This is a genomic window from Rhizobium sp. L43, assembly GCF_002531725.1.
Taxonomy (GTDB): Bacteria; Pseudomonadota; Alphaproteobacteria; order Rhizobiales; family Rhizobiaceae; genus Rhizobium.
The window spans coordinates 50370-76716 of the sequence record NZ_NWSQ01000028.1; the positions used below are offsets into that span (position 1 = coordinate 50370).

Below are 26347 nucleotides of genomic sequence, written 5' to 3' on the forward strand. Positions count from 1 at the left end.
TCCTGTTCTTACCGTTTCTGCTTCCCTCGCCCCGGCCAGCGCTTCAGGTCAGGGCGATCGCCACCGGCCGGTCGAGGTCGCGGGCGATATAGTCCTGGATCTGGCGGACGATCTGGCCGGCATGAGCGATCGCCAGCCGGTCGGCCCGCTCGGCGTCGCCGGCCTCGATGGCGGCGATCATTTCCTCGTGTTCGTCGACATATTGGCGCGGCAGGCGGTCGTCGAAGGTCGAATAATACAAGCGAAGGATGCGCCGGCCTTCGTCGAGCAGCCTGGCGAAGAAGGTCGTATAATAGGAATTGCCGGCAAGCTCGGCGATCGCCACGTGAAATTCGCGGTTCGCCTCGATCATCGCATAGGCGTCGCGCGCGGCAACGGCGTCGGCGAAATCCTTCTGATGCAGGCGGATGGTCTTCATGATTGCCTCATTCCGCCGTTGGGCGGCCCCGCGGGTGGTCACCCGGTACATCAGCGTCAGCGCTTCGAAATAGGTGGGCAGGCTTGCGAAATCGATCATCGCGACGATCGTGTTCCGGTTCGGCAGTGTCGTGACGAGCCCCTCGGCGGCAAGCCGCAACAGCGCCTCGCGAATAGGAGTCCTCGACATGCCGAAGCGTTCCGACAGTCGAACCTCGTCGAGCGGACTGCCGGGCTCCAGCGCCATCGACAGGATTTCCCGGCGCAGCGTGACATAGACGCTCTGCGTGCCGGAGCCCCGTACCCGCACATTTTCCGCGTCGTTCTGCATCCGTCCCTCCCCTGTCATGACAGCCTTGTATGGCGTTTTCGCCGATTCCCGCAACGACAGTCTTCCGCCTGCAAATTTCCGGATCGCGCCGGATTGAGTCTTGTCGACAGTTTGTATATAACGAAACCAATCTTAACGGAGTTTCGATCGATGACAACAGGATGGAAGGGCGTATTCCCCGCCGTAACGACCCAATTCAACGAAGATCTATCCGTGGATCTGACCGCGACCCAGCGCGTCCAGGACGCGCTGGTGACCGACGGCGTCAACGGGCTGATCGTCATGGGCACCTGCGGCGAGAACAATTCGCTCGATCCCGATGAGAAGCGCACCATCCTGAAAGCCGCCGTCGAGGTCGTCAACGGCCGCGTTCCGGTTGTGACCGGCGTCTCCGAATTCGACACGCGCCGCGCCGTCGCCTATGCCCGCGACGCCGAAAAACTCGGCGCCGACGGCCTGATGCTGCTGCCGGCCATGGTCTATGTACCGAAGCCGGAAGAGCTGATCGCGCATTTCCGCACCGTCGCCGAAGCGACCTCGCTGCCGATCATGCTCTACAACAACCCGCCGGCCTACCGCGTCAACATCGGCGCCGATGTGCTGAAGGTGCTTGCCGACGTGCCGAATATCAAGGCGGTCAAGGAAAGCGCACCGGATCCGCGCCGCTTCACCGATCTCATCAATGAATTCGGCGATCGTTTCGATATCTTCGCCGGCCTCGACGACGTCGCGCTCGAAGGCCTGATGCTCGGCGCCAAGGGCTGGGTCTCCGGCCTGACCAGCGCTTTCCCGCAGGAATCCGTGCAGCTGGTTGCCGCCGCCGAACGCGGCGACTGGGAAGAGGCCCGCAAGATCTATCGCTGGTTCATGCCGCTTCTGCATCTCGATGCCGAGCATGACCTCGTGCAGTCGATCAAACTTGCCGAGCAGATCATGGGCCGCGGCTCCGAACGGGTGCGCATGCCGCGCATGCCGCTTTCCGGCGCGCGCCGCGCCGAGGTCACCGCCATGGTCGAGAAGGCCGCTGCCACGCGCCCCTCGAATATCCGCCAGGCTGCCTGAGACACAATGGGGCCGGCAAGCGTCGACTGCCGCTGCCGGCCTTACCTTCAACCTTGTTTCGTGGCCTCGGACCCGGCCAGGCTGTTGCGGCTGACCAGCGACGGTATCTGGAGAATATGCTCGGCCGCACTGCGGCCTTCAATTCTGGAAATCAAGGCCCGGGTTGCGACCTGACCGAGTTCCCTGCCCGACTGATCGATGCTGGCGAGATTGACGAGGCCGAGGGCTGCGGTCGACGAATTGTCATATCCGATGACGGCGAGATCTTCGGGCACGCGCACGCCCATCTCCACCGCCAGGCTCAGAAGGGTGATCGCGTCGAGATCGCTCCAGCAGAACACGGCACGCGGCCGGTCCTTCCTCGACAGGAACTTTCGCATCGCCTCTTCTCGCTTCGGCGAGGCGATCGGAATTTTGCCGATCGGGGCGGAGGAGCCGAGCCCGCCGCGCTGCATCGCCCGGCGAAAGCCGATCTCTCGCTGGCGGACAACGGAAACCGCATGCCCCTCGCGCTCGCCGAGGCTGAGCATTTCGATGTCGCGGTAGCCGCGGGCCAGAAGCGCCTCCACCGCGATCTCGGCCCCGCGCTGATCGTCGGCGTTGACGGTATCGAAGGCCGTGGCGCCGGCAGCGTGGTAACCGACCGCGACGATCGGGATCTCCACCGCGAACTTTGCCAGGATCTCCGAGGGCAAGCGCGGCGCAACCAGGATAAGGCCGTCCATCTTGTAGTCGATCATCGACTCGATCAGCGAGGTCTCAAGCTGCACCTGCGCATCGCTGACGCCGATCATCGCCTGATAGTGCGACGGCGCCAGCACGCCGTTCACGCCGGCAATCACCTCCGGAAGGAAAGGATTGCGGATATCGATCAGAAGCACGCCGATGGTGAAACTCTGGCCGCGCAGCCCCCGCGCCGCCCGCGAAGGGCGATATCCGAGCACATCGATAGCGTCGGTGACTTTTGCACGCAGCGCTTCACTGACGCCGTAGGCGTTTCGCATCACCTTGGAAACCGCCGCGACCGATACACCTGCGTGGGTTGCCACGGTCCGGATCGTCACCCGGTCGTTTCGTTGCGGCTTTTGTTTGTCTTCGACTGACATGAAATCTCTGGCTTGCGGGCTGCGGGTCGTCAATCGCCCGCAAAACCACCATGGCAGACTGGCAACGAAATTTCTATTGCGCTTCCGAAGAAAATGTAGAACGTTATATGGAGAACGTTCTACAAATCATTGGGAGGTTTTGATGAACTTTCAGCCGGCAGCCATCAGCGGTAATCTCGTTTCACGCGCCTGGTCGGGGGACATGATCGCGCCGCTGTCGGATGGCGGCCAGGGAACGCCGGCAAGCTTCATCTCCAAGAGCTTCGAACATGACGGCACCGGACTTCCGGTCCAACTGTTCATCTCCGCGCTCGGACTTTACCGCTGCTTCATCAACGGCGCCCGGGTCGGCGACGACCTGTTGACGCCGGGCTGGACGAATTACGACGATCGCATCGCCTATCAGCGATACGATGTCTCGAAGCTGCTCAAGCCGGGCCGGAACCGCATCGAGATCTGGCTTGCCGACGGATGGTACCGGTCGCCCTTGATGTGGGGCGCCAAGGCGATCCCGAACTGCTGGGGCGACAGGATCGGCGCCATCGCCGAGATGATCGGGCCAGGCGGCACCCTTCTTTCCACCGACACCACGTGGCGGAGCGGTCTTCTGCCGATCCTGAAGTCGGGGATCTATTTCGGCGAGATCTACGATGCTCGCGCGGAAAATCTCTTGGAGAGCCACGGAACGGAGAGATTGCCGTTCGACAAGGCGCTGCTCGTCGCCCATGAAACTGCGGCGGTGCGGGAACTGCAGCCGCTCGCCCCGGTGGAAAGCTGGACCGACGACGGCAGGACCGTCTACGACTTCGGCCAGAATGCCGGTGGTTATGTCAGATATACCGTCCGCGGGGCTGCCGGCGCTGAGGTGCGGGTGGAGCATTCGGAAGTGCTCGGCCCCGACCGTCATTTCGACAATCGCAATTATCGCACGGCCGTGGCGCAGACCGTCTATACGCTGCGCGGCAACGGAGACGAGACCTACTCCCCGCATTTCACCTTCCAAGGTTTCCGTTATGCCCGGGTGACCATCACTGGCGATGCTGAGATTCTCGCCATTGCATCCATCCCGATCTCGTCGGTACCGGAGCCCGCCGGCGGCTTCACCTCGGGCAACAGGCTCGTCAATCGCCTCGTTGAGAATACCATCTGGTCGCAGCGCGCCAATTTCGTCGAAGTGCCCACAGATTGCCCGCAGCGCGACGAACGCCTGGGCTGGACGGGCGATGCCCAGGTGTTTGCGGCAACCGCCTGCTGGCTGAGCGACAGCCAGTCTTTCCTGCGGAAGTATCTGCGCGATGTGATGGCCGACCAGCGCGAGGATGGCGCCGTCTCGCATTTTTCGCCGGATCCGACACGTCTGCATCCTACCGATTTCCCTGGCTATGCCGGCTCGACTGGCTGGGGCGACGCGATCGTCGTCATCCCCTGGGTTCTCTACACCCATTACGGCGATCGGGCGGTTTTATCGGAGTGCCTGGATTCCATGGTTCGCTGGGTCGATTTCGTCTGGTCGATCTCGGATGGCCCGCTCGTGCGCCCGCCGTCCCGCTGGGGCGATCGCGGCTTTACCTTCGGAGACTGGCTGCAGCCGGTCGGCGACAATAGAAAGCCTCGTCCGACCATCGCCGACGACTGCGCGGCCACACTCTATCACTTCATCTCGACCGACCTTCTGGCGAAGATCGCAGCTGTTCTCGGCGAGCCCAAGCTTGAGGATGAGATGAAGCGGCGCGCCGGCGAGATTCGCCGCGCCTTCGCCAATGAGTTCATCACGCCGGCGGGACGGCTGGCGCATAACGACCAGACGTCCTATGCGCTGGCCTTCCTGCACGAGCTGATACCGGCCGAACACAGGCAAGCCGCTGAGCAGCATTTCCGCCAGGTGATCATCGATGCCGACTACAGGATCGGCACCGGTTTCATCGGCACGCCTGCCCTGCTGCCGGCGCTGACGAAGCTCGGCATGGACGATCTGGCCGAAAAGGTCTTCCTGCAGGAGGATGTGCCGGGCTGGCTCTATCAGGTCTCGAACGGAGCGACGACGATCTGGGAGCGCTGGGATTCCATGGCGCCCGACGGCACCATCTACGAACCCGACATGAACAGCTACAACCACTATGCCTATGGCGCCGTCTGCCAATGGCTGTTCGAAAGCGTCGCCGGAATTTCGCCGAGCCCGAGCGCACCCGGCTTTGCCGAGGTGACCGTCGATCCCGCGCCGATTCCGTCCCTTTCGCCGGTTGCGGCCCATCATGACGTGAGCCAGGGCCGCATCGAGGCCGGCTGGCATTGCACCGGCAACCAAGTCACCTATGTCCTGACCCTTCCGGAAGGCTGCATCGGCCGCTTCCGGCCCGGGCGGCGGCACCGGAACCCGTCGCTCAACGGCGAACCTGTCGTCGGGGAAGCCGTTCTTCCCCCGGGCACGCACCGGCTGGTCTTTTCGCTACCCGATTCCTGAGGAGCATACACGTCACATCGTTCAGAGGAGGAACGTCATGACATATCGGATAAAGCGCATTCTTGCCGGCGCATCCGCGCTTCTGGCCGTGGTCGCGGCCAGCCCGTCGCATGCAGAAACCACGCTGTCTTTCCTGATCGACAACAACCCCGACACGGTCGCGGCGGCCGAAGCCCTGGTTACTGCCTACCAGGCCAAGGCGCCTGACGTGACGATCGAAATCGAGCCGCGGGCAGGAGGCGGCGAGGGTGACAACATCATCAAGACGCGCCTGGCAACGGGCGAAATGTCCGATGTGTTCCTCTATAATTCCGGTTCGCTGCTGCAGGCGCTGAAGCCGGGGCAGACACTTGTCGATCTGAGCGGCCTCGCGGCGCAGGCGAAGGTGGACGAGGGCTTCAAGTCGGTGGTCAGCGCCGGTGGCAAACTCTACGGCGTTCCCTTCGGCACGGCGATGGCGGGCGGCATCCTCTACAACAGGAAAATCTACCAGGATCTCGGCCTCACCGTTCCGAAGACATGGGCTGATTTCATGGCCAACAACGCGAAGGTCAAGGCTTCGGGCAAGGTCGCCGTGGCGCAGACCTATCGCGATACCTGGACTTCGCAGCTGTTCGTTCTGGCCGATTATTACAATCTGCATGCCGCCGTGCCGAACTTCGCCGCCACCTATACCGCCAACAAGGCAAAATACGCAGAGACGCCGGCGGCCATGAAAGGCTTCGAACGGCTGAAGGACGTTCACGACGCCGGCCTGATGAACGAGGATTTCGGCGCGGCAAGCTACGACGATGGCCTGAGAATGGTGGCGACCGGCGAGGCAGCGCACTATCCGATGCTGAGCTTCGCCATCGGCGCGCTCAAACAGAATTATCCCGAGAACCTTACAGATGTCGGTTTCTTCGCGCAGCCGAGCGACGATGCGGCGACGAACGGCCTGACGGTGTGGATGCCGCCCGCCCTTTATATTCCCCTGACCAGCCAGCACGCAGAGGAAGCGAAGAAATTCGTGGATTTCGCCGGAAGCGTCGAAGGCTGCAAGATCATGGTGGAAACCAACACCGTGCAGGGGCCACCGCTGATCGACGGCTGCGATCTGCCCGCCGACGTACCGCCTGCCGTAAAGGACATGCTCCCCTACTTCGAAACCAAGGGCATGACGACCTCGGCGCTCGAATTCGTTTCGCCGGTCAAGGGGCCGGCGCTCGAGCAGATCACCGTCGAGGTCGGCTCCGGTATTCGCCAGCCGGCCGAGGCGGCGAAACTCTATGATGACGACGTGCGCAAACAGGCCAAGCAGCTCGGCCTGCCGAATTGGTAGCGGTCTTTCGGGGCCTCGCTCCTGAAGGAGCGAGGCTCCACCCGACCGAAGAGGTAGTCATGACCGAGACACGCCCCCGCTCGCGCAAATCGCCCTATCCGCTGTGGTTTTTCATTCCCGCCGCCGTCATCTACGGCGTGCTGTTTCTTTTTCCGACGGTATCGTCTCTCTGGTACAGCCTCACCCGCTGGGATCTTACGACGGCCGAATTCATCGGGCTCGAAAACTTTCAGCAGTTCTTTTCCGAACCGTTCCTGGTCAAGGGGCTGGTCAACACGCTGATCTATGCGGTGACGACCTCGGGCCTGAAGACCGTCTGCGGGCTGCTGCTGGCGGTGCTGCTGACCAGCAATATCTTCGCCCGCGGCTTCCTGCGCACGCTGGTCTTCTTTCCGGTCCTGGTCTCGACCATCGGCATCGGCATCACCTTCACGGTGATGATGCATCCGACCAAGGGCATCATCAATGTGACGCTCGAGGCGCTCGGCATTCCGGGACCTGGATGGCTGACCAATCCGGCGCTTGCGCTTTTCTCCGTAGCCCTGGTCGATGTCTGGAAAGGTGTCGGCCTCGCCACGCTGATCTTCATCGCCGGGCTCGCTGCGATCAGCCCCGATTATTACGAGGCGGCGAGAATTGACGGAGCGACGCGCCTCCAGCAATTTTCCCGGATCACCTTGCCGCTCGTGCGTCCCGCCACCGTCATCGTGGTGACATTGTCGCTGATCGGCGGGCTTCGTTCCTTCGACCTGATATGGGCCATGACCCGCGGCGGGCCGGGATTTTCCTCCGACGTGATCGCCTCGGTGATCTACAAGCAGTATCAGGCAGGTTTCTATGGTCTGTCGACCGCCGGCAACGTCATTCTGTTTGCGCTGATCGCCGTGATCATCCTGCCCTTCACCCTGTGGTTCAACCGGCGCGAGGCCCAGGAATGAGAAGCATTCGCCCTTATGTCACTGGCGCGATAGCCCTTGCCGTGGCGGCCGTGATCTTTGTGATGCCTTTCGTTTTCGTCGCTCTCCAGGCGGTCAAATCGAAATCCGAAGCGTCCCGGCTCGATTTCGAATTGCCCGGACAATGGCTGTTCTGGGATAATCTGGTCGCCGTCTTCAAGGCCCGCGACTACCAGCTCGTGCTCGCCTATTTCAATTCGACGCTGATTACCGTCGTCTCGGTCACGATCCTCATCCTGCTGTCGGCAATGGTCGGATATGTCATGCAGCGCCGCAGGACCGCCTGGAACAGGGTGGCCTTCATTGCCCTCTTCACAGGTCTGATAATGCCGCCGGCGGTCGTGCCGACCATCGGCCTGCTGCAGGAGATCGGCCTCTTCAAGACCATGACCGGGATGATCCTGATCCAGGTCGCCTATAATCTCTCCTTTTCGGTCTTGCTCTACCGATCGTTCATCTCGACCATACCGCGCGATCTCGATGAGGCGGCGCTGATCGACGGCGCCAAGCCCCGGCAGATCTTCTTCCGGGTGGTCCTGCCGCTTCTGAAACCGGTGACCGTGACCAATATCGTCGTGCAGTCGATCGCGATCTTCAACGATTTCACCAATCCGCTCTATTACCTTCCCGGCAAGGAAAACGTGACGGTGCAGCTGACGCTCTATAATTTCCAGAGCATGTATACGAGCCAATACAATCTGCTCTTCATGAACATCCTCCTCGTCACCATCCCGCCGCTGATCGTCTTCATCTTCTTCAACCGCCAGATCGTCGCGGGCATGACGTCAGGCGGAGTCAAAGGGTAGCAGGAATGGCTGAACTCACTCTCAAACAGGTTCGCAAGAGCTTTGGCGCTCTCGAGGTCATCAAGGGGGTCGATCTGGAGATTGCCTCCGGCGAGTTCGTCGTTTTTGTCGGCCCGTCGGGCTGCGGGAAGTCGACGCTGCTGCGCATCATCGCCGGCCTGGAGGAGACGACCTCCGGCACGCTGACCATCGGCGGCAAGGACGTGACCTATGCCGAACCCTCCGAGCGCGGCATTGCCATGGTGTTCCAGAGCTATGCGCTCTACCCGCACATGACCGTCGCCGAGAATATCGGCTTCGGACTTTCGCTTGCCCGCCGCCCGAAGGCGGAAATCGCCGCCAAGGTTGCAGCAACGGCAGAAACGCTGCAGCTCACTCACCTGCTGCAGAGAAAACCGAAAGCGCTCTCCGGCGGCCAGAGGCAGCGCGTCGCCATCGGCCGCGCGATCATCCGCGATCCCAGGGTCTTCCTGTTCGACGAACCGCTCTCCAATCTCGACGCGTCGCTCAGAGCCCAGATGCGCCTTGAGATATCCGATCTGCACGCGCGGCTGAAATCGACGATGATCTATGTCACCCACGATCAGGTCGAAGCCATGACGATGGCAGACAAGATCGTCGTCCTCAACGGCGGAGCGGTCGAACAGATCGGCAGCCCGATGGATCTCTACCGCAATCCCGCGACACCCTTCGTCGCCGGCTTCATCGGCAGCCCGAAGATGAACCTCTATAGCGGCGAGATAGCGCAGCGATTGAACTGCACGACCTACGGCATCCGCCCTGAACATATCCGGCTTTCCGATACCGGGCGGTGGCAGGGCAGGATCCGGCATGTCGAGCGGCTCGGCGCCGATGCGATCCTTTATCTCGACGTTCCCAACCTCGGCGAGATGGTCGTGCGCGCCGAAGGCGAGACGCCGTTCGCGCCCGATATGACGGTCTGGGCAAATCCGGTCGAGGGAGCGGAGCATCGGTTCTGAACGGGTAAAAGCCCCACCTCGAAGAGCAACCCTACCGACCGAATATCTCGTCCCTCACGGTTGTTTGTTTGAGAGAGCCACCAGGTCCTCTTTGAGCCGGACCGGCAGATTCATCCGTTCGTGAAGAATGCTCATGACACCGAGATCACCGTTCTCAAGCTCCCGAAAGAACACATAGTGATGCTCATACCGAGCGAAATAGGCCGAGCGCTTGATGTCTGCCGGAACCGCAAGACGTTGCGGAAGCTGTCGCCAGATCAGCCGATCCTCGCATAGACGCTGCAGATAGGCGTGCAGCCCGAGAATATAGGCGTCCGCCTGCTTCTCTCCCCACGCTTCAAAAGTATCGCGCCAAATCCTGTCCTGCGCGGCGTCGGCGCGCGGATAAAATCGATAAGCCGTCATGGCCTAGCGGCGCTTGTTGCGGCGGATCACGTCTTCAGCCGAAACCGCGACAAATTCGCTGTCTTCGGCCCGCATCGCAGGCGCGAGCTCCTTTTGCAGCATATCCCAGGCCTCATCACGGGTCTGCAAGTCGCGGCGAATGAGAGCACGAATATATTCGCTGGCATTTTCATAGAGGCCGTCATCGCCGACCTGCTGCTGGATATGGTCCTGCAACTGCCCGCTGACCTTCACATGAATGCTGCCCGATGCCATCGGCCTATCCTTTCCGTTTCGTCTTATCTTGGACAGCGTAGCATATATTGTCAATATTCATCACGTTCCAGCCTTTCGGACTGGAGCCATGATCGCGGCAATCGGGAACCGAGGGTCGACGTTTCTGTTGACAGCGGCTTTGCGAGTTCGCCGTCAAGTTGGGCATGAACGATGAGCCGCATGCCGCAATGCGCCTCATCCGCGGCCGGGTCGATCAACCAAAGGCATGACGGAACACCGTCAGTTGCAAAGCCGTGACACGCGCCGACAACCCTCAAAAGCGCAGGCGGGCAACTTGCCTTTGTACCATTTAATCTTTAAGGACGCCCCAAATTCCAAGCCGTGGAGACTGAACGCGCATGTCACAGAACGAGAGCAGGTCTTCGGGGCTTCAGGTCACAGCCAGCGATCTGGATGGCTACTTCACATTTCTTCGCCATGTTCTTTTGAATGCAACCGCTACGAGACCAGGCGGAGAGAGCCTGGATTATGCCGCAGCGGTGACCGAGTCGATGCAATTGGCCCGTGCCACGCATGATGCCAACCGGAAGATCATGTTCATTGGCAACGGGGGCAGCGCGGCAATTGCCAGCCACATGGCGACAGACTACTCGAAAAACGGTGGGCTGCGCGCGATGGCGATGAACGACGGCGCGACGCTGACATGCCTCTCCAACGACCTCGGCTATGAGAACGTATTTGCGACGCAGATCGACATGCACGCAAACGAAGGGGATCTGCTGGTGGCGATCAGCAGCTCGGGAAGATCTGAAAGCATTACCAAGGCCGTCCGGACGGCGCGGGAAAGAGGCTGCGCCATCATCACGCTGAGTGGATTCGCGCCGGGCAATCCGTTGCGCGATCTGGGTGACCTGAACTTCTATGTTGCTTCCGATCAATACGGCTATGTCGAGATCGCACATCTGACGATATGTCATGCCGTATTGGATTTTTCCTGCGGACTTGTCCCGCCGACCCTCTCCTAACGAGCCATTTCACGCGCATGAATTCTCCCCGCATTCACGATCCGGAATTGATCCTCCTTACGCCCGACGATGACGTCGCCAACCCTGAAGTGACGATCCTCGTCCCCTCTCTCAACGAGGAATTGACGATCGGCACCTTCGTCGACTGGTGCCGCGAGGGTATTGCGGCAAGCGGTGCGGCGGTAGAGATCCTGATCGTCGACAGTTCAAGCGATCGCACACCCGAAATCGCCCGCGACAGGGGGGCTCGCGTGTTGCGGACACCGAAGCGCGGTTTGGGCAGAGCTTACATCGATGCCATTCCCTTCGTCCGCGGCAAGTTCATCATCATGGGTGATGCGGACTGCACCTATGACTTTCGGCAGATAGCGCCGTTCATCGAGGCGTTTCGGAAGGGCTACGACTTCGTGATGGGCTCGCGGTTCAAGGGCTCGATCGAAGAGAACGCGATGCCGCCTCTGCATCGCTATTTTGGAACGCCGCTGACGACGTGGATTCTCAACCGAATGTTCAGCAGCCGCTTTTCCGACATCCATTGCGGCATGCGGGGCATCAGCGTCGACGCCTTGCTTCGCATGGATCTTCGGTCGCAAGGCTGGGAATACGCGTCCGAAATGGTGCTGAAATCAGTGCATATGGAGCTTCCGACCACGGAAGTGCCGATCCACTTCCTGAAGGATCCCGAAGGCCGGCTCAGCCACATGAAGCGGCGGGGTTGGATGGAGCCATGGCGCGCAGGCTGGCGCAATCTTCAGGCGATGTTCGTCTACGGGTTCGATTTCTTTCTCATCTGGCCGGGCTTCCTGCTTCTAACCCTCGGTTTGATCGTCATGCTGCCGTTGCTCGCCGGGCCTATGTCTATTGCCGGTGTGCGGTTCTCGTCCAACGCCATGCTGTTTGCCATGGCCTTGGCCGTTCTCGGTCAATCAATGCTGGTTTCGGCGGCAATCGGTCGAGTGATTTTTGACTATTCGGGACATGTGCAACATCGCTTCGAGCGGCTGCTGCCTTACAATGCGACGATTTGGGGATCCGCCATCGCTGTTCTGGCTGGTGTCCTGTTGGCGGTCCCGCTGTTCGATTCCTATGTCGGGAATGGCTATGTGCTGCCTGAGATCGGCGTCGAAACGAACTGGGCCGTCTTCGGGCTCTGGCTTATCATCACGGCGTTTCAGATCTTTATATCAGGGCTCATGATAAGAGCACTCGGGGTCATGCTGCCAGTCAAGAAACCCGCATCTCCTCTCGCGGGATAGGAGTCACGAAAGGGCGATCATGATCGTAGGCTGGTGCACGGTTCTCTCCATAATATTATGGGGCCTCGTGATCGACAGAGGCATCGTTGCCTGGCTCAACCGACATTGCGATCAGCCCTTCCGGGACGGTACCGACTTTCTGTTCAGCGCTATTCTGCCGGCTCTGGCGATATCAGGCGGCGCGGCGACCATCCTTGGCGCATTTCACGGACTGCGATGGGAGATCGTTCTCCCTCTGGTGGTCATCTCGATGATCTGGCGGCGGCGCGATCTCGTCGCCGTTCTGGGCGACCTGCGTTCAATTTTTCGTAAAATCGCGGCCGAAGCCAGGATCGGCAACCCGCTTCCGGTCCTCGCGGCACTCGTATGCATCGTCTATTGCTATGTGTGGAGCATCCAGGCCCTGTTTCCGCCGGGTATTGCCGACGTTTGGGTTTTCCACATCCCGCTCGCAAACAGCATCATCGATCACGCCGGCTTTGTGTCGCCGCAGATCGACCATCCCTTCTACGGCAATATTCCACTCTTTTTCAATTTGCTGTTTGCACTCGTGATGATGGTCAGCGGTCACTGGACCGGCGCGGCGGCGATGAATATCGCAATTTTCTTCGGATTTCTGTTCCTGCTTTCAAGCTGCGCCAGTCGTTGGCGGGCATGCGGTTTTTTCCTGGTGGCCGCTCTGATCCTCAGCATCACTTTCTTCAGGGGGAGTGTCGGCGAACCGATGACGGACCTGGCCCGGTCGTGCTTCTCGGTCGCAGCCGTGCTTTTCCTATGGCGTTATCTGGAAACCCGGCGTCCGGCGGAGCTTTTTCATTGTGCGCTCGTCTTGGGAGGAGCGGTCGGAGGAAAATACACGGAACTGCAAATGGTGGGCCTTATAGGGCTGGCGTTGATGCCAACGCTCTTTAAGGGAAAGGTATCGCTGCCGCTTTTTCTGTCATGCCTCTGCGCATTCCTCGCAGTCGCGGGCTACTGGTATGCGAAAAACCTGATCATTCTCGGCAATCCGATCTATCCTTTCATATTCGGCCATTCGGGCCTCACCGACGCCTGGATGGCGGATTACATGCTCGAATTGGGCCGGGCCTTCGATCCCGCCAACCGACATTTCGTGACGAATCTTGCAACTCTGCAAGGCTGGCACGACTTCCTCCATATCCTTTACAACTGGTTCCTCGCCGGCAAGCCGAATGCTTTCGTCGCTCTCGTTTTGATACTGGCCGGTCTTGCCGTGGCTTTTCGGCGCATCGCATTTCTCGCAGCGATCACCGCTGCCATGTTTGTGATATGGTACGCCGTTATGTTCAATCATATCAGGTGGGCGACGCCAGCCTATCTGCTGTTCTTTTCGACCGGGTTTATCGGCGCCTCCCTGGTTCGCGAACGGTTGGATCGATGGCTCGACGAGCAGGTCCTGCCGCGGATAGCCCCACTGACGAAAATCATCTCTTCGCCGGCATGCATGGTCGCCAGCCCGGTGATAATCGGCTTGCTGGCGGGAGGACTCTGGATTTCCCACTGGTATCGCCTGGGCGGCAGTGACATCGATCCGGCCAAGGCGAAAGAATTAGACGTCGCGCTCGGGTTGATAAGCGTCGACAAATATATGGAGAGCCACCGCGAAGCTTATTTCATGTATCGCTATATCGCAGATCACGACCTGCGAGCCGTTTTTCAACCTTTCGATACTGCCAACACACTATTGTCCACGGCTTACAACAACGGCCGCGATGGCGGTTGGCAATTGCCGCGCTACGTGCTGCCTGCAGCGGGTTCGGATATCGGCGCGTTCATCAGGGACAATCATATAGGCTACTTCATCATCCCCCCGGATGCCGGCAGTGCTTTCCTTGCCGAACGCGTTGGAGAAGACAAAGTAGTGATTGCCAACACCGTCATAGCTCACATGATGCCGCATTCTTCGCTGATACTGACAGATCGGTTCGGCTGGAAACTCTATCGTTTTGACGCGGACCGAGCACTGTGACCACTCCGTCCTCCCAGGCATTGTTTCGCATCGGCATACCGGTCCTGAAAGTGGGCGTCGCTCTGGGCCTCGTCATATGGATCGCGCGCAAGGTCGATTTTTCGGAAGGGTGGGCTGCGGTCCAGGCCCTGTCGGCGACGACCATCTCGGTCAGTATCCTCCTTCTGCTCCTGCAGGCCCTGCTTTCGGCGTGGCGATGGTGCCTTCTGTCGGAAATGATCGGGCGAAGGCTGAAGATATCAGGCGCCATGAAACTCTTCATGCAAAGCCTGTTCTATAATCAAGCTCTTCCAAGTCCCATTCCGGGCGATGCCGCGCGCATATTCGGCGCCGTGAAATACGGCCTGACGGTCGGCGAAGCCACGCTCGGTGTCGTCATGGACCGCATGCTCACGCTTTTCGGATTGGCGGTCGTTGCGCTGATCGGACTGATCATCATGCGTGCCGTCTATCAGTTTGACTTTCCCATCCCCTATCTGACCGAGTTCACGGCGCTTGGCGTCGCGGGAACCATCGCATTGGCCGTCGCGTTCGGCTGGCGTCATCAGCTCTTCACCCGGTTTCTTCCAGCAAGGCTGCACGCGCTGAGCGCCGCCTTACAGGCTTTTATCACCCACCGGAGAATGGTCGGCATATTTCTGTTGACCCTCGTCATTCACGGGTTGGGCGTCGTCTGCTTGGAGATCCTCGTTCTCGGCCTCGGTCTCCCGCTCGGCTGGGGCCAGGCGGCAGCCGCTTTCCCGCCGGTGCTTTTGATCGCGATGATTCCGATTTCCGTTGGCGGATGGGGCCTCCGCGAGGGCGGCATGATCATTTCACTTGCGGTGTTCGGCATAGGCACGACGGACGCCGCAACACTCTCGGTGGTTTTCGGCCTGTTGCAGCTTGTAGTCGGCTTGGCCGGTGGTGTATTCGTCCTTTCGCGTCCTCATTCGGGAAAGATCAAAGCGCTCTGATGAGCCTTAACAGATCATATGGAGCTGCCGACATGCATGCCTTGGTAACGGGAGGGGCCGGATTTATCGGCAGCCATCTCTGCGATCGCCTTCTGGAGTTGGGCTATCGGGTCACCGCGATCGACAATCTTCATCTTGGCCGGATGCGGAACATAGACCATCTGACGGATCGACCGGATTTTCGCTTCCAGCAGCTCGATATGCTGGATCGGGAAGGCATGGACCAGCTCGTTGCCGCGGACCGTCCTGACGCTGTTTTTCATCTTGCCGCCAATTCCGATATTGCCGCAGGCAATGCCAATGCGGAACTGGACCTGCAGCTGAACCAGCTGACGACGACGACGCTGCTTGCGATCATGCGCAAGTATGAGATCGGCAGGCTGTTTTTTGCCAGCACCTCCGCAGTGTTCGGCGAAGCCGAAGGAAACATCCATGAGAACCACGGCCCTCTGCGGCCGATCTCCCTGTATGGCGCCAGCAAACTCGCCGCTGAAGCCTATTTGTCGGTTTACGCGCTGTCATTCGGCATCAAGACGCTTGTCCTGCGGTTTCCCAATGTCGTCGGAGAGCGCTCCACGCATGGAGCAATCTACGATTTCATCAACAGATTAAAGGCTGATCCGACGAGACTCCAGGTGCTTGGCAACGGAATGCAGACAAAGCCTTATCTCTATGTCGGCGACCTGGTGGATGCAATTCTCCTCGCCTGGGACAAGGCGCCCGGCACCTATGAGGTGTTTCACGCCAGCGGCATCGGCGAAACGTCCGTCCGGGATATCGCCGAGATCGTGGTCTCCAAAGTTGCGGCCGGAGCCGCCATCGAATACGGAAGCGAAGACCGCGGCTGGCTGGGCGATGTGCCGCGCTTCAGCTACGACATAAGCCGGCTGGTCACGCTCGGCTGGTCTCCGAAGCGGAAATCGACGAAAGCCGTTGAACTTGCCGTCGAGCGGATCCTGGCGAATGGGTTCTGAAGCCGCTATTCGCCAAGCCATCATTATTGCCGGAGGCCTTGGAACGCGCGCGCGCAGCATGACGGGCGACGCCGTTCCGAAGGCGCTTCTGCCGCTTGCCGGCGTGCCGATCATTCTCAGGCAGATTCGCGTCCTCGCCCGCGAGGGCGTTCAGCATGTGCGGGTGCTTGGCGGCCACCTCGGCAGCCAGCTCGAGCCTGCGCTGAGCCCCGAAGCTGAAAAACTCGGCATTGAGATCGAGGTTTTGGTCGAGACGTCTCCGCTCGGCACTGCAGGCTGCTTGACGACTTTGGACGCCGTGACCGGGGACGTCCTGATCGTCTACGGCGACATGTTGTTCGATATCGATCTTTCGGCACTGGCGCGTCATCGTCAGCAATTTCCCGCCGCCCTGACCATCATCGCTCACCCCAACGACCATCCTCGCACATCCGATCTCGTCGTCCAAAAACATGGCTATTTGAAGCACCTTTTGCCCCGCAAAGCGCCGCGCGATGCGGATTGGCGCAATCTGGTGCCAGCCGGTTTGTACGTGGCTTCCGAGCGATTTTTCGAGGAGCTGCTGCCCGGGCAAACGGCAGACATGATTCATGACGTCATTCCCGATCTTCTCGAGCGGTCCATCCCGGTCGCCATCTATGACACGCCGGAATATATGAAGGATACCGGCTCACCAAACCGGCATGCCGCCGCGGAGGAAGACCTCTGCCAGGAAAGAGTTCATGCCGTTCATCTGTCGGTCAAAAGACCGGCGGTATTTTTCGATTGCGACGGCGTCCTCAACGAGGATGTCGGCGGCCATGGCGTCACCCATCCCGACCAGGTGAAGCTGATCGGCCGGGCCGGCGAAGCGGTGCGGCTCGCCCGCAAGGCGGGCTTCCTTGCGATTGCCGTCACGAACAGGCCGCAGGTCGCCAAAGGCCTGCTGGATGAGACCGGCCTGGATCATGTTCTTGGTCGTCTGGAAGCTGAGCTTGCCGAGGAAGGCGGCGTCCTCGACCGGATTTATTTTTGTCCGCATCATCCGGACAAAGGATTTCCCAATGAAGTCGCGACGCTCAAGATCAATTGTGCGTGCCGCAAGCCTGGAGATCTGATGATCCGGCAGGCAATGGCGGAGCTGCCGATTGAAAGATCGAAATCCATCATCATTGGAGACAGCCTGCGCGACATCGGTGCGGGCCGCAAGGCAGGCATCTGGGCTTACGGCGTTCGGACAGGTTACGGCCTGCGGGATGAAAAGAGCTATCCCGCCGCGGAAGCTGACATTCCCCGCGCCAATCTCGTCTTCGACACGGTCTATGACGCCGTTCGCTTTCAGTGCGGTTATCAGCATATCGGCCACGCGCCGGTAGGAGCCATTCATCAGCGTCTTTCAAAGAATGCCGGCCCGCTGCTCGTCAGCATCTGCGGTCGTTCCCGCTCCGGCAAAAGCACGCTTGCGCATGCGATCGAGCGTCTGCTCTCGGAATCGGGGCGCCGGGTGCTGAGGCTGGAACTCGATCGCTGGATCCTGCCGCTCGAACATCGCCGCCCTGACATGAACGCGGAAGAACGCAACCGGGTCGAACTCTATCCCGAGATCGTCAGCGTGCTGCGCCGATCCGGACGGGTCGAGGCGCCCGGTTACGACGCTGCAAGCCGTAGCCAACGTGCGGATACGGCCACCTATGATGCCCGTGATGCCGAGGTCATTCTCCTGGACGGCATCTTTGCCGGACATAAGTCGATCCGCGAAGATGTCGATATGGCAGTCTTCGTCGACGCGTCGCAGCAGACGCTGTTCAATCGCTTCCATAATTTTTACGCCTGGAAAGGCCTCACGCCAGCTGCCGCCGAAGACCTCTTGACGTCGCGCATTCAAGAGGAATGGCCGAAGATCGATCTGCAGCGGGCATTGGCCGATATCGTCATCAATCTCGAGGAGACAATCCTTTGATCGTTTCATCCGCACCTTTTCGTGTCAGCTTCGCCGGCGGCGGCTCCGATATAGCGTCCTATTACCGCCGTCAGGCGGGCGCGGTCTTGTCCTGCGCGATAGCCAAATACAGCTTCGTGATCGTGCACAACTACTTCAATGAAAACAAATATCATCTGAAATATACACGCACCGAACTCGCCGACACGCTGGACGAGATCGCCCATCCGCTGTTACGCGAGGCCCTGCGGATGCATCGGGTCGAGCCCGGCATCGAAGTCGCTTCCGTCGCCGACATTCCCTCCGGAACCGGCCTCGGATCATCCAGCTCCTTTTCCGTGGCGCTGATCAACGCGCTCTATGCCCACAGGTCGCGCTTTGCCTCCAAGGATCAGCTGGCGGAAGAGGCCTGCAAACTCGAAATCGATATCCTGAAGGAGCCCATCGGCAAGCAGGACCAATATGCGGCCGCGCATGGCGGCCTGAATTTCATTGAATTCAACTCCAACGGCAGCGTGAATGTTCAGCCCGTCGTCCTCAGCTCCGAAAAAATGGCTGAACTCGAGAGCAACATCCTGCTGTTTTTCACCGGAAACCAGCGCGATACCCGCTCGGTCCTGTCGACACAGGTGCAAGCCATGGAGACGGATGAGGATAAATTCCGGACCGTCGAACGCATGGTGCAGTTGAGCTACGAGATGCGCGACATCCTCATGGGTGGAGATCTCAGTGCCTTCGGCGAGGCGCTGCACCGCGGATGGATGATGAAAAGATCGCTGACCTCGAAGATCACAAACAGCACGATCGACGAATATTACGAGGCAGCTCGTGCGGCCGGCGCTGTCGGCGGCAAGCTGGCGGGCGCCGGCGGAGGGGGCTTCCTCGTTCTCTATTGCCCGAGAGATCGTCAGGGAAAAGTCCGGCAAGCGCTGTCGCAACTCAAGGAAATCGAGTTTCGTTTTGACTGGAGCGGCGCGCGCATCGCCTTTGCACAATAGAGGCTGTGAATGGCACCGCGTCTCATCATTACCGGATCGACCGGCTATATCGGCGCAAGACTTGCAGCGATGGCGCATGAGCGCGGCTTCGACGTGGTTGAGCTGGGCCGGCGGCCCGGAACGAAGTGGCGCATCGGCGACGAACCTGACGTCTCCGATCTGGAAGGGGCGGTTGGAATCGTCCATCTCGCCCACTCCTGGGTAACTGCGCCTGATGCGGCCGAGGAAGAAAACATCAATATATCGGGCACCGTGAAATTGGCGGAAGCCGCACGGGCAGCCGGAGTGCCGCGCTTCGTCTTTTCTTCCTCTACCTCGTCCCGGCAGGAAGCGCTCAACATTTACGGCCGCACCAAGTTCAGGATCGAGCAGCATTTGGCAGCCAGCTCCGCAGCGCCGATCGTTCGCATTGCGCGAATCGGGCTCGTTTACGGTGGCCCGCGGACGGCCATGTACGGCCTGATGGCCAAGTTGGCCACCCTAAGTCCGATCCTGCCGATGATAGGGCTCAGCCGAGAGGTCCAGCCGATTCATCTTGACGAAGTCGCCGCCGGCCTGTTGGCGCTGGCGACAGAAGAAAATCCGCAGCAGCAAACATTCGTGCTCGCGCAGGAAAAGCCCATCAGCTTTGCCGCTTGGCTCAGAATTCTCCGCCGCAGCCAGGGCAAGGGCAACCTCCATTTCATACCGATCCCCCTGACCGCTGCACTTTTTGCCTGCCATATGACGAAGCTCCTGCCGTTGATCCCCACGGTCGATCCGGAGCGCGTGCTCGGGCTCGCGGGCGCGGCGCCCATGGAAAGCGGCGAGAGTCTGAGGCGCCTGAAGTTGAACCTGGCCGACCCGCCGATTGTGCTTGCCCGAGAGTTCGGTCAGACAAGCGACGAGCAGTTGCGAAGTGAAGCACAAGCTCTGCTGCAATATCTCGGCATCATACCCACGCAAATACAACTGCAGCGGCTCTGCGAAGGGCTTCGGCGTGAAGGACTGTCGCCGCTCCGCCTTTCCCCGGCGCTCATCCGGCATCCGCGCCTGCTGGCGCTTTTTGAACCGCCGGCCAACCGGACGCAGCATCGCCTCGCACGAGCCCTCTACCTGGCCGATCTCGCCAGTGAACCGGAAAGGCATCCAGGCAGGAAAGCCGGGTTTTTCGGCGCAGCACTGACCATTGCCGGCGATATCCTGCTGTTTCCGCTCCGCACGCTTTTGGCCGGGAAATATCGATGAATGCACCCGACGCCGACTTCATCATCATCGGCAGCGGGCCTGCCGGCGTCTCCGCCGCCTTTCCACTGATAGCGGCCGGCCGCCGCGTTCTGATGCTGGATGCCGGCAACGATGGCGGGCCGCAGGAGGAAAACCGCAGCGTCCGCGTCCTGGGAAGCGATCTGGAATCACTGCGCGCCGACGACGGCAGCTCACCGAAACTGCAGACCCCTGCCGCACGCGGGATCCTCGAACCCTTTCGACGCCAGTCCGGCATATCGGGCGACGGTTTCATGCCGATCGGCAGCCTTGCCCGCGGAGGCCTCTCCAATATCTGGGGGGCGCAGGTCAGCTACCTCGATGCCGAGGACATCGCGGATTGGCCGATAGATATCGCCTCCCTCCAGAGATCCTACGAACATGTAGCCAAACGCATCGGCATCAGCCGCAATGCCGTTGTTGCGGCTCATGCCACCGGCGAGCCCGTTCTAGCGCTTGGTGCGACAGCCGCCCATGTTCTTCATCGACACCACACCGCAACCCCGGCGGATGGATCGTTTCGGCTTTATCCCGCAATCAATGCCATACTTTCGCAAGCGAGGCCCGGACGGGCGGCATGCGATCTGCGCGGCGATTGTCTCTATGGCTGTCCCAGCGGCGCAATATATAACAGCAGGCAAGACCTCGCCCTCTTACGACAATCTCCGCATTTTCGCTTGCTCGACAATATGCGGGCGGTCTCCTTAATCCGCAATGCAGGCTGGACGGTCGAAACGGCAGACGGATCGTCATTTTCCGCGCCGAGGATCATTCTTGCCGCAGGCGTGCTTGGTACGGCCGGCCTGCTGGCCGATCTCCTGCCGATGAATGAGCAGGGACTGCGTCTGTTGAACAGTCCCACTCTGGCCATTCCCCTGCTCTCCCCCGCAAGATTGCTGCGCCCGGCGACGCCGACACACAGTCTGGCGCAGCTCGGATTGTCTCTGCACTATGGCGGCGGCGCATCCGATTACGTGACGGGAGCGATCTATGAGGTCGGTTCCCTTCCGGCGCAGAGCTTCATCAACAGGATGCCGCTCGGCCGAAAGGCCGGGCGCGCCGCATTCGAAACGATCGCCAGCAGCCTGCTCGTGGCGACGATCTACTACCCCGGCGATCAAAGCCGGAGCTACATCCACCGGAATGCCGCGACGGGACAGCGCCTGACGGTCCGCGGCGGCTTCGCAGAAGGTTTTGGCCTTCGCGCCGAGGCTTTGAAAAAAGCGCTCCGCCGTGAATGGAAACGATTGGGGCTCATTCAGCTCCCGGGCGCATCGCTCGCGGAGCCCGGTATCGATGCGCATTTCGCCGGCACTTTGCCGATGGGCGCAACCGGTGCGTTCGGCACCTCCCCGGACGGCGAATTGAATCACCACCCCGGTCTCCACATCGTCGACGGCTCGGTTATTCCCGATCTATCCTCGAAATACATCACGATGACGATCATGGCCAATGCCGACCGCATCGCCCACCGCCTCGCCGAAACGGAAGCTAAGCCGGCGCTTTGAACACAAGACCAGGCTGGAACGACCATAGCTCAGCCGTCGCATCCGCGAGCGGCTCCGATGTGACGTACATGGCGATGCTGACGAGCGGCATTCCGGTCCTTTGCGGCGAAGCGCAAGCATCGACCAGTTCAGGCAATGCCGCCCAGGCATACATATTTAAGTTCAGTGTATTCGTCCAACCCGTGTCTGGATCCTTCGCGACCGAGACCCGACATCTTCACGCCGCCGAACGGCGCCTCGGCGGTGGAGACGAGACCGGTATTGACGCCGACCATGCCATATTCGAGCGCTTCGGCGACGCGAAATACCCGCGACAGATCGCGCGCGTAAAAATACGAAGCCAGCCCGAACTCGGTATCGTTAGCCTGCTCGATGACGTCCTCTTCGTCGCGGAAGCGAAACAGCGGTGCAAGCGGCCCGAAGGTTTCCTCGCGCGCCACCTGCATGCCGGCAGCGACATCGCGCAGGATTGTCGGTTCGAAGAAATGGCCGCCAAGCGCGTGGCGCTTGCCGCCTGAAACGATCCCGGCACCCTTTGCGACGGCGTCACGGATATGGCTTTCGACCTTGGCGACGGCGTTGTCGTCGATCAGTGGGCCAAGCACGACGTCACGGTCGAGACCGTTGCCGACCTTCAAGCCCGAAACCGCCGCGGCGAGCTTGGCGGCAAACGCCTCGTAGACGCCGTCCTGGACATAAAGCCGATTGGCGCAGACGCAGGTCTGGCCGTTGTTGCGGAACTTGGCGATGAGCGCGCCTTCGACGGCAGCGTCGAGATCGGCGTCGTCGAAGACGATGAAGGGTGCATTGCCGCCAAGCTCGAGGCCGAGCTTTTTGATCGTCGACGCGCATTGCCGGTAAAGCAGCTCGCCTGTCCGGGTGGAACCGGTGAATGTCAGCACCCTGATGTCACGGCTCGCGGTCAGCGCCCCGCCAATAGCGGCTGCGTCACCGGTAACGATGTTGAGCAGTCCCGGCGGCAGGCCGGCGCGCTCGGCAAGAACGGCAATCGCGATTGCGGAGAATGGCGTCTGCAGCGCCGGCTTGAGCACGACGGCGCAGCCGGCGGCAAGTGCGGGGCCGATCTTGCGGGTGATCATCGCGTTCGGGAAATTCCAGGGCGTGATCGCCGCCACCACGCCTGCAGGCTGGCGCAGGACGAGAATGCGCTTGTCCGGCTGATGTCCCGGTATGGTCTCGCCGTTGATGCGTCTTGCCTCTTCGGCGAACCACTCAATGAAGCTCGCGCCATAGGTGATCTCCCCCTTGGCCTCAGTGAGCGGCTTTCCCTGCTCCAGCGTCAGGATCATCGCCAGATCGTCGCGGTTTTCGATCATCAGGCGATGCCATGCCTTCAAAACGGCGGCGCGCTCGCCGGCGGTCTTCTTCGCCCAAAGCTTCTGGGCGATGACGGCGGCGCGGATGGCCTCTTCCGTTTCCGCCGCACCGAGGTCAGGGACCGCCCCCAGCACCTCACCTGTCGCCGGATTGCGAACCATGGCCGCCTTGCGGCCTTCCGCTTCGATCCAGCGATCGGCGATCGGGCATGCCTGACGGAAGAGCGAGGGATCATTGAGCTTCATAGGACAACTTTCAGCAGAATACGTGAGCGGCGCCGGGATCGAAATCCAGATGGACTATATCTCCACGATTGAGCCCGGCAATAGCCTCATGACCGAATGGCAAGCGGACCGAAAGCGCCTCGCCGGCCGCCGTCTCCGTCGACACGTGGATATTGTTGCCAAGAAAGGTAATGTCACTGACCGTCGCGGCAAGACCCGCGCCGGCCGCCCGGGCGCGCGACAGGCGAATGCGCTCAGGCCTCAGCATCAGAGCGGCCTTTGCGCCGGAGGTCCCTTTTCCATGCACCGGAATTTGATTGAAGATGGTCCCGCCTCCGAGCGCAATGGTGGCTTGTCCGTCGGAAGATGACACCAGGTTGCACGAAATGAAGTCGCTGTCGCCAATGAATTCGGCAACGAAGCGGGTCTTGGGATTGGCATAAAGTTCGGGGCCGGTTCCGATCTGGTCGATGACGCCCTTCGAAAAGACGGCGATACGGTCGGAGAGCCGCAGGGCCTCCTCCTGGTCGTGCGTGACATAGAGGATCGTCACTTCGGTCTGCTGGTGGATACGGCGGATCTCGTGCTGGATTTCCTCGCGCAGCTTCTTGTCGAGCGCCGACAGTGGTTCGTCCATCAAGAGCACCGGCGGATCATAGGCGAGCGCTCTGGCAAGGGCGACGCGCTGCTGCTGGCCGCCGGACATTTGCGCCGGCTTGCGATCCTCGAAGCCTTCGAGCCGGACGAGGCGCAGCATCTCCTTGACCTTGCTGTCGATCTCGGCCTTTGACTTGCGCCTGACCTTCAGCGGAAAGGCGATGTTTTCGCCCACCGTCAGATGCGGAAACAGGGTGTAGCGCTGGAACACCATGCCGATGTTGCGCTTGTGCGACGGCGTGGCGAGCAGGGTCTTGCCCTCGAGCGTAATGTCGCCCTTCGTCGGATTGTCAAATCCGGCCAGGATGTAGAGCGTCGTGCTCTTGCCGGATCCGGACGGCCCGAGAAAGGTGAGGAACTCCCCGCGCCTGACATCGAGAGTAACATCGTGGACGGCGACGACAGGGCCGTATTCCTTGCGTATGCCGCGGATCTGAAGGAATGGTTCGTTCATTGTTTCAGTACCTTACGCACGACGGCAGCAAGCGCCATCAAGATGATCGTCAAAAGGATGAGAAGGGTCGACGCGGCTGCGACAACAGGCGTCAGGTCTTGCCGCAGCGTCGCCCATACTTTCACGGGCAGCGTCTGCAGGGTCGGGCTGGACATGAAGATCGCCACCACCACCTCGTCCCAGGATGTCAGGAACGAGAAAACGGCCGCCGAAAACAGCCCATGACTGATCGCCGGCAGGGTGACCCTGATCTTTGCTTCCAGGGGCGAGGCGCCGCAGAGCACCGCCGCATCCTCGATCGACTTGTCGAAGCCCTCCAGCGCACTCGATATCGACAGGATCGAGAAGGGCAACGCCAGCACGAGGTGCGAAATGACAAAGCCCGTCAAGGTGCCGCCGAGGCCGATCCTCAGAAAGAAGGCATAGAGGGCGACCGCGAGAACCACGACCGGAAGGATCATGGGCGTCAGGAACAGCGCTTTCAGCGCATCGCGGAAGATGAACGAACCGCGCACCAGCCCGAAGGAGGTCACGAGCCCGAGCAGCACCGACAGGATGGTCACGATGACGGCGATCTTGAAGCTCGTCAAAGCCGATTCCAGCCAGCGCGGGTCGGCGAAGAGCTCGCCGTACCACTGAAATGTCCAGCCCGGCGGCGGAAAGATCAGCCACTGCGAGGAGCCGAAGGACAGTGCGGCGATGAAGACGATCGGCAGCAGCAGGAAGGCTGCGGTCAGAAGCGTTACGCCGAGAAGGATATATTTCCACCAGCCGAGACGGTCGAAATTGAGCAACATATCAACGCCCTCCCGGGTTCTGGTTGCCGAAGAAGCGCAGCTGCACGGCATAGAGCGACAGGGTCACCACGAGGAGAACCAGCGCCGCAGCACCGCCCATTCCCCAATTGACCAGCGACTGTACGAACTGCGCGATCAACTCTGCGAGCATCATGTTGGCGGTGCCGCCGAGAAGCGACGGCGTGACGAAATAACCGAGCGACATGACGAAGACCATCAGGGCGCCGGCCGCCATGCCGGGCATAGCCAGGGGCAGGAGAACACGCGTCAGGCACTGCCAGCGGTTGGCGCCGCAAAGGGCCGCCGCCTGCAGGGTCGACGGGTCGATCTTCTTGATCACGCCATAGAGCGGCAGGATGATGAAAGGCAGCATGATATAGGTCATGCCGATCGTCACGCCTGTCAGATTGTTGACGAGCGCCAGCGGCTGGTCGATCAGACCCATTCCCATCAGCATCTTGTTGATGAGCCCGGTCCGCTGCAGGAGCACCATCCAGGCATAGGTGCGGGCCAGCAGATTGGTCCACATCGACAGCAGCAGGATCGCAAAAATCACCGAAGTCAGCCGTCCGGGCATGATCGCCAGCGCCCAGGCAACGGGAAAACCGATCAGCAGCGAAATCACCGTGACGAGACCCGAGACGATGAACGTATTGGCGAAAATCTTGAGATAGGTCGCGGAGCCGATCAGCTGCGCATAATTTCCGAGCCCAGGCACGGGTTCCAGCACGCTTCGCAGCAGCAGTATCGCCACCGGCACGACGAAGAAGATGCCGACGAAGGCGAAAGCCGGAACGACCCCGCTGAAACCTGTTGGCCTGCGTATCTTCGGCAAGGGCGTAATTACGCCGGAGGCATCGCTAAACGTCGACATGACAGTCCTTCCCACCCGTCAATTTCCGCGGGCGGGCACGGCGACCTTCGCCGTGCCCGTTGATCTCAAGCT

Annotated in this window: 23 protein-coding genes and 1 pseudogene; 15 read left to right on the plus strand and 9 right to left on the minus strand. The window is 60.6% G+C overall.

Annotated elements, in window-relative coordinates; translation table 11 throughout:
- Positions 1 to 43: 43 nt before the first annotated feature.
- Positions 44 to 748, minus strand: coding sequence for a GntR family transcriptional regulator (locus tag CO667_RS27610; protein WP_097621392.1), 705 nt, complete (start codon positions 746 to 748; stop codon positions 44 to 46).
- Between the two features lie 150 nt (positions 749 to 898).
- On the opposite strand from CO667_RS27610, the gene CO667_RS27615 reads away from it, so the two are divergent.
- Positions 899 to 1810 carry a dihydrodipicolinate synthase family protein gene (locus CO667_RS27615; protein WP_097621394.1) on the plus strand — a complete coding sequence of 304 codons (912 nt, stop codon included), beginning with the start codon at positions 899 to 901 and terminating at the stop codon, positions 1808 to 1810.
- A gap of 47 nt (positions 1811 to 1857) precedes the next feature.
- On the opposite strand, the gene CO667_RS27620 is transcribed toward CO667_RS27615, so the two are convergent.
- Positions 1858 to 2916: a LacI family DNA-binding transcriptional regulator gene (locus CO667_RS27620; protein WP_097621395.1), complete on the minus strand. Its 1059-nt coding sequence runs from the start codon at positions 2914 to 2916 to the stop codon at positions 1858 to 1860.
- A gap of 142 nt (positions 2917 to 3058) precedes the next feature.
- On the opposite strand from CO667_RS27620, the gene CO667_RS27625 reads away from it, so the two are divergent.
- From CO667_RS27625 to ugpC, 5 genes are read left to right on the plus strand one after another with little or no spacing between them, the layout of a single operon-like run.
- Positions 3059 to 5377 carry an alpha-L-rhamnosidase gene (locus CO667_RS27625; protein ID WP_097621397.1) on the plus strand — a complete coding sequence of 773 codons (2319 nt, stop codon included), beginning with the start codon at positions 3059 to 3061 and terminating at the stop codon, positions 5375 to 5377.
- 37 nt (positions 5378 to 5414) lie between these two features.
- On the plus strand, positions 5415 to 6698 hold the full coding sequence (locus CO667_RS27630) for an extracellular solute-binding protein (protein ID WP_097621399.1): 1284 nt from the start codon (positions 5415 to 5417) through the stop codon (positions 6696 to 6698).
- Between the two features lie 59 nt (positions 6699 to 6757).
- Positions 6758 to 7636, plus strand: coding sequence for a sugar ABC transporter permease (locus tag CO667_RS27635; RefSeq protein WP_097621400.1), 879 nt, complete (start codon positions 6758 to 6760; stop codon positions 7634 to 7636).
- Entirely contained in the window at positions 7633 to 8460 is an 828-nt protein-coding gene (locus CO667_RS27640) for a carbohydrate ABC transporter permease (RefSeq protein WP_097621401.1), read from the plus strand. The genes CO667_RS27635 and CO667_RS27640 overlap by 4 nt, the downstream gene beginning before the upstream one ends.
- 5 nt (positions 8461 to 8465) lie before the next feature.
- Positions 8466 to 9440, plus strand: a complete 975-nt coding sequence (gene ugpC, locus CO667_RS27645; RefSeq protein WP_097621402.1) for a sn-glycerol-3-phosphate ABC transporter ATP-binding protein UgpC — start codon at positions 8466 to 8468, stop codon at positions 9438 to 9440.
- A 54-nt stretch (positions 9441 to 9494) separates the two neighbouring features.
- On the opposite strand, the gene CO667_RS27650 is transcribed toward ugpC, so the two are convergent.
- Complete coding sequence (locus tag CO667_RS27650) at positions 9495 to 9845, minus strand: type II toxin-antitoxin system RelE/ParE family toxin (protein ID WP_097621404.1); 351 nt, start codon at positions 9843 to 9845, stop codon at positions 9495 to 9497.
- A gap of 3 nt (positions 9846 to 9848) precedes the next feature.
- Positions 9849 to 10100 (minus strand): transcriptional regulator, encoded by a 252-nt coding sequence (locus tag CO667_RS27655; RefSeq protein WP_097621406.1) that lies wholly within the window; start codon positions 10098 to 10100, stop codon positions 9849 to 9851.
- Positions 10101 to 10459: 359 nt separating this feature from the next.
- On the opposite strand from CO667_RS27655, the gene CO667_RS27660 reads away from it, so the two are divergent.
- From CO667_RS27660 to CO667_RS27700, 9 genes are read left to right on the plus strand one after another with little or no spacing between them, the layout of a single operon-like run.
- Positions 10460 to 11086: an SIS domain-containing protein gene (locus CO667_RS27660; protein WP_097621407.1), complete on the plus strand. Its 627-nt coding sequence runs from the start codon at positions 10460 to 10462 to the stop codon at positions 11084 to 11086.
- Positions 11087 to 11103: 17 nt separating this feature from the next.
- On the plus strand, positions 11104 to 12342 hold the full coding sequence (locus tag CO667_RS27665; protein WP_097621409.1) for a glycosyltransferase family 2 protein: 1239 nt from the start codon (positions 11104 to 11106) through the stop codon (positions 12340 to 12342).
- Positions 12343 to 12361: 19 nt separating this feature from the next.
- Entirely contained in the window at positions 12362 to 14332 is a 1971-nt protein-coding gene (locus tag CO667_RS27670) for a hypothetical protein (RefSeq protein WP_097621411.1), read from the plus strand.
- Positions 14333 to 14382: 50 nt separating this feature from the next.
- The gene (locus CO667_RS27675; RefSeq protein WP_245433314.1) at positions 14383 to 15288 is read left to right on the plus strand and encodes a lysylphosphatidylglycerol synthase transmembrane domain-containing protein; all 906 of its coding nucleotides are present in this window, start codon (positions 14383 to 14385) and stop codon (positions 15286 to 15288) included.
- A 32-nt stretch (positions 15289 to 15320) separates the two neighbouring features.
- A complete protein-coding gene (locus CO667_RS27680) occupies positions 15321 to 16262 on the plus strand; it encodes an SDR family NAD(P)-dependent oxidoreductase (RefSeq protein WP_097621413.1) in 942 nt (313 codons plus the stop codon).
- Positions 16252 to 18201, plus strand: coding sequence for an HAD-IIIA family hydrolase (locus CO667_RS27685; protein ID WP_097621414.1), 1950 nt, complete (start codon positions 16252 to 16254; stop codon positions 18199 to 18201). The genes CO667_RS27680 and CO667_RS27685 overlap by 11 nt, the downstream gene beginning before the upstream one ends.
- Positions 18198 to 19178, plus strand: a complete 981-nt coding sequence (locus CO667_RS27690; protein WP_097621416.1) for a GHMP kinase — start codon at positions 18198 to 18200, stop codon at positions 19176 to 19178. The genes CO667_RS27685 and CO667_RS27690 overlap by 4 nt, the downstream gene beginning before the upstream one ends.
- Before the next feature lie 9 nt (positions 19179 to 19187).
- Positions 19188 to 20405 (plus strand): NAD(P)-dependent oxidoreductase, encoded by a 1218-nt coding sequence (locus CO667_RS27695; RefSeq protein ID WP_097621417.1) that lies wholly within the window; start codon positions 19188 to 19190, stop codon positions 20403 to 20405.
- Complete coding sequence (locus tag CO667_RS27700) at positions 20402 to 21931, plus strand: FAD-dependent oxidoreductase (RefSeq protein ID WP_097621418.1); 1530 nt, start codon at positions 20402 to 20404, stop codon at positions 21929 to 21931. The genes CO667_RS27695 and CO667_RS27700 overlap by 4 nt, the downstream gene beginning before the upstream one ends.
- A gap of 16 nt (positions 21932 to 21947) precedes the next feature.
- On the opposite strand, the pseudogene CO667_RS36015 reads toward CO667_RS27700, so the two are convergent.
- From CO667_RS36015 to CO667_RS27725, 5 genes and pseudogenes are all read right to left on the minus strand, one after another.
- A pseudogene (locus CO667_RS36015) lies at positions 21948 to 22085 on the minus strand (phosphate ABC transporter substrate-binding protein); the annotation flags it as partial.
- Positions 22060 to 23514 carry an NAD-dependent succinate-semialdehyde dehydrogenase gene (locus CO667_RS27710; protein WP_097621420.1) on the minus strand — a complete coding sequence of 485 codons (1455 nt, stop codon included), beginning with the start codon at positions 23512 to 23514 and terminating at the stop codon, positions 22060 to 22062. The pseudogene CO667_RS36015 and the gene CO667_RS27710, both read right to left, overlap by 26 nt.
- A 10-nt stretch (positions 23515 to 23524) precedes the next feature.
- The gene (locus CO667_RS27715; protein ID WP_097621423.1) at positions 23525 to 24604 is read right to left on the minus strand and encodes an ABC transporter ATP-binding protein; all 1080 of its coding nucleotides are present in this window, start codon (positions 24602 to 24604) and stop codon (positions 23525 to 23527) included.
- Positions 24601 to 25401 carry an ABC transporter permease gene (locus CO667_RS27720; RefSeq protein ID WP_097621424.1) on the minus strand — a complete coding sequence of 267 codons (801 nt, stop codon included), beginning with the start codon at positions 25399 to 25401 and terminating at the stop codon, positions 24601 to 24603. Before CO667_RS27720 ends, CO667_RS27715 begins: the two co-directional genes overlap by 4 nt.
- A gap of 1 nt (position 25402) precedes the next feature.
- Entirely contained in the window at positions 25403 to 26275 is an 873-nt protein-coding gene (locus CO667_RS27725) for an ABC transporter permease (RefSeq protein WP_097621425.1), read from the minus strand.
- Between the last annotated feature and the right edge of the window lie 72 nt (positions 26276 to 26347).

Excerpts from the sequence above, each read along its gene's own strand:
- CO667_RS27610 (WP_097621392.1), bottom strand. The coding sequence starts at position 748 with ATGCAGAACGACGCGGAAAATGTGCGGGTACGGGGCTCCGGCACGCAG.
- CO667_RS27615 (WP_097621394.1), top strand. The coding sequence starts at position 899 with ATGACAACAGGATGGAAGGGCGTATTCCCCGCCGTAACGACCCAATTC.
- CO667_RS27620 (WP_097621395.1), bottom strand. The coding sequence starts at position 2,916 with ATGTCAGTCGAAGACAAACAAAAGCCGCAACGAAACGACCGGGTGACG.
- CO667_RS27625 (WP_097621397.1), top strand. The coding sequence starts at position 3,059 with ATGAACTTTCAGCCGGCAGCCATCAGCGGTAATCTCGTTTCACGCGCC.
- CO667_RS27630 (WP_097621399.1), top strand. The coding sequence starts at position 5,415 with ATGACATATCGGATAAAGCGCATTCTTGCCGGCGCATCCGCGCTTCTG.
- CO667_RS27635 (WP_097621400.1), top strand. The coding sequence starts at position 6,758 with ATGACCGAGACACGCCCCCGCTCGCGCAAATCGCCCTATCCGCTGTGG.
- CO667_RS27640 (WP_097621401.1), top strand. The coding sequence starts at position 7,633 with ATGAGAAGCATTCGCCCTTATGTCACTGGCGCGATAGCCCTTGCCGTG.
- ugpC (WP_097621402.1), top strand. The coding sequence starts at position 8,466 with ATGGCTGAACTCACTCTCAAACAGGTTCGCAAGAGCTTTGGCGCTCTC.
- CO667_RS27650 (WP_097621404.1), bottom strand. The coding sequence starts at position 9,845 with ATGACGGCTTATCGATTTTATCCGCGCGCCGACGCCGCGCAGGACAGG.
- CO667_RS27655 (WP_097621406.1), bottom strand. The coding sequence starts at position 10,100 with ATGGCATCGGGCAGCATTCATGTGAAGGTCAGCGGGCAGTTGCAGGAC.
- CO667_RS27660 (WP_097621407.1), top strand. The coding sequence starts at position 10,460 with ATGTCACAGAACGAGAGCAGGTCTTCGGGGCTTCAGGTCACAGCCAGC.
- CO667_RS27665 (WP_097621409.1), top strand. The coding sequence starts at position 11,104 with ATGAATTCTCCCCGCATTCACGATCCGGAATTGATCCTCCTTACGCCC.
- CO667_RS27670 (WP_097621411.1), top strand. The coding sequence starts at position 12,362 with ATGATCGTAGGCTGGTGCACGGTTCTCTCCATAATATTATGGGGCCTC.
- CO667_RS27680 (WP_097621413.1), top strand. The coding sequence starts at position 15,321 with ATGCATGCCTTGGTAACGGGAGGGGCCGGATTTATCGGCAGCCATCTC.
- CO667_RS27685 (WP_097621414.1), top strand. The coding sequence starts at position 16,252 with ATGGGTTCTGAAGCCGCTATTCGCCAAGCCATCATTATTGCCGGAGGC.
- CO667_RS27695 (WP_097621417.1), top strand. The coding sequence starts at position 19,188 with ATGGCACCGCGTCTCATCATTACCGGATCGACCGGCTATATCGGCGCA.
- CO667_RS27700 (WP_097621418.1), top strand. The coding sequence starts at position 20,402 with ATGAATGCACCCGACGCCGACTTCATCATCATCGGCAGCGGGCCTGCC.
- CO667_RS27710 (WP_097621420.1), bottom strand. The coding sequence starts at position 23,514 with ATGAAGCTCAATGATCCCTCGCTCTTCCGTCAGGCATGCCCGATCGCC.
- CO667_RS27715 (WP_097621423.1), bottom strand. The coding sequence starts at position 24,604 with ATGAACGAACCATTCCTTCAGATCCGCGGCATACGCAAGGAATACGGC.
- CO667_RS27720 (WP_097621424.1), bottom strand. The coding sequence starts at position 25,401 with ATGTTGCTCAATTTCGACCGTCTCGGCTGGTGGAAATATATCCTTCTC.
- CO667_RS27725 (WP_097621425.1), bottom strand. The coding sequence starts at position 26,275 with ATGTCGACGTTTAGCGATGCCTCCGGCGTAATTACGCCCTTGCCGAAG.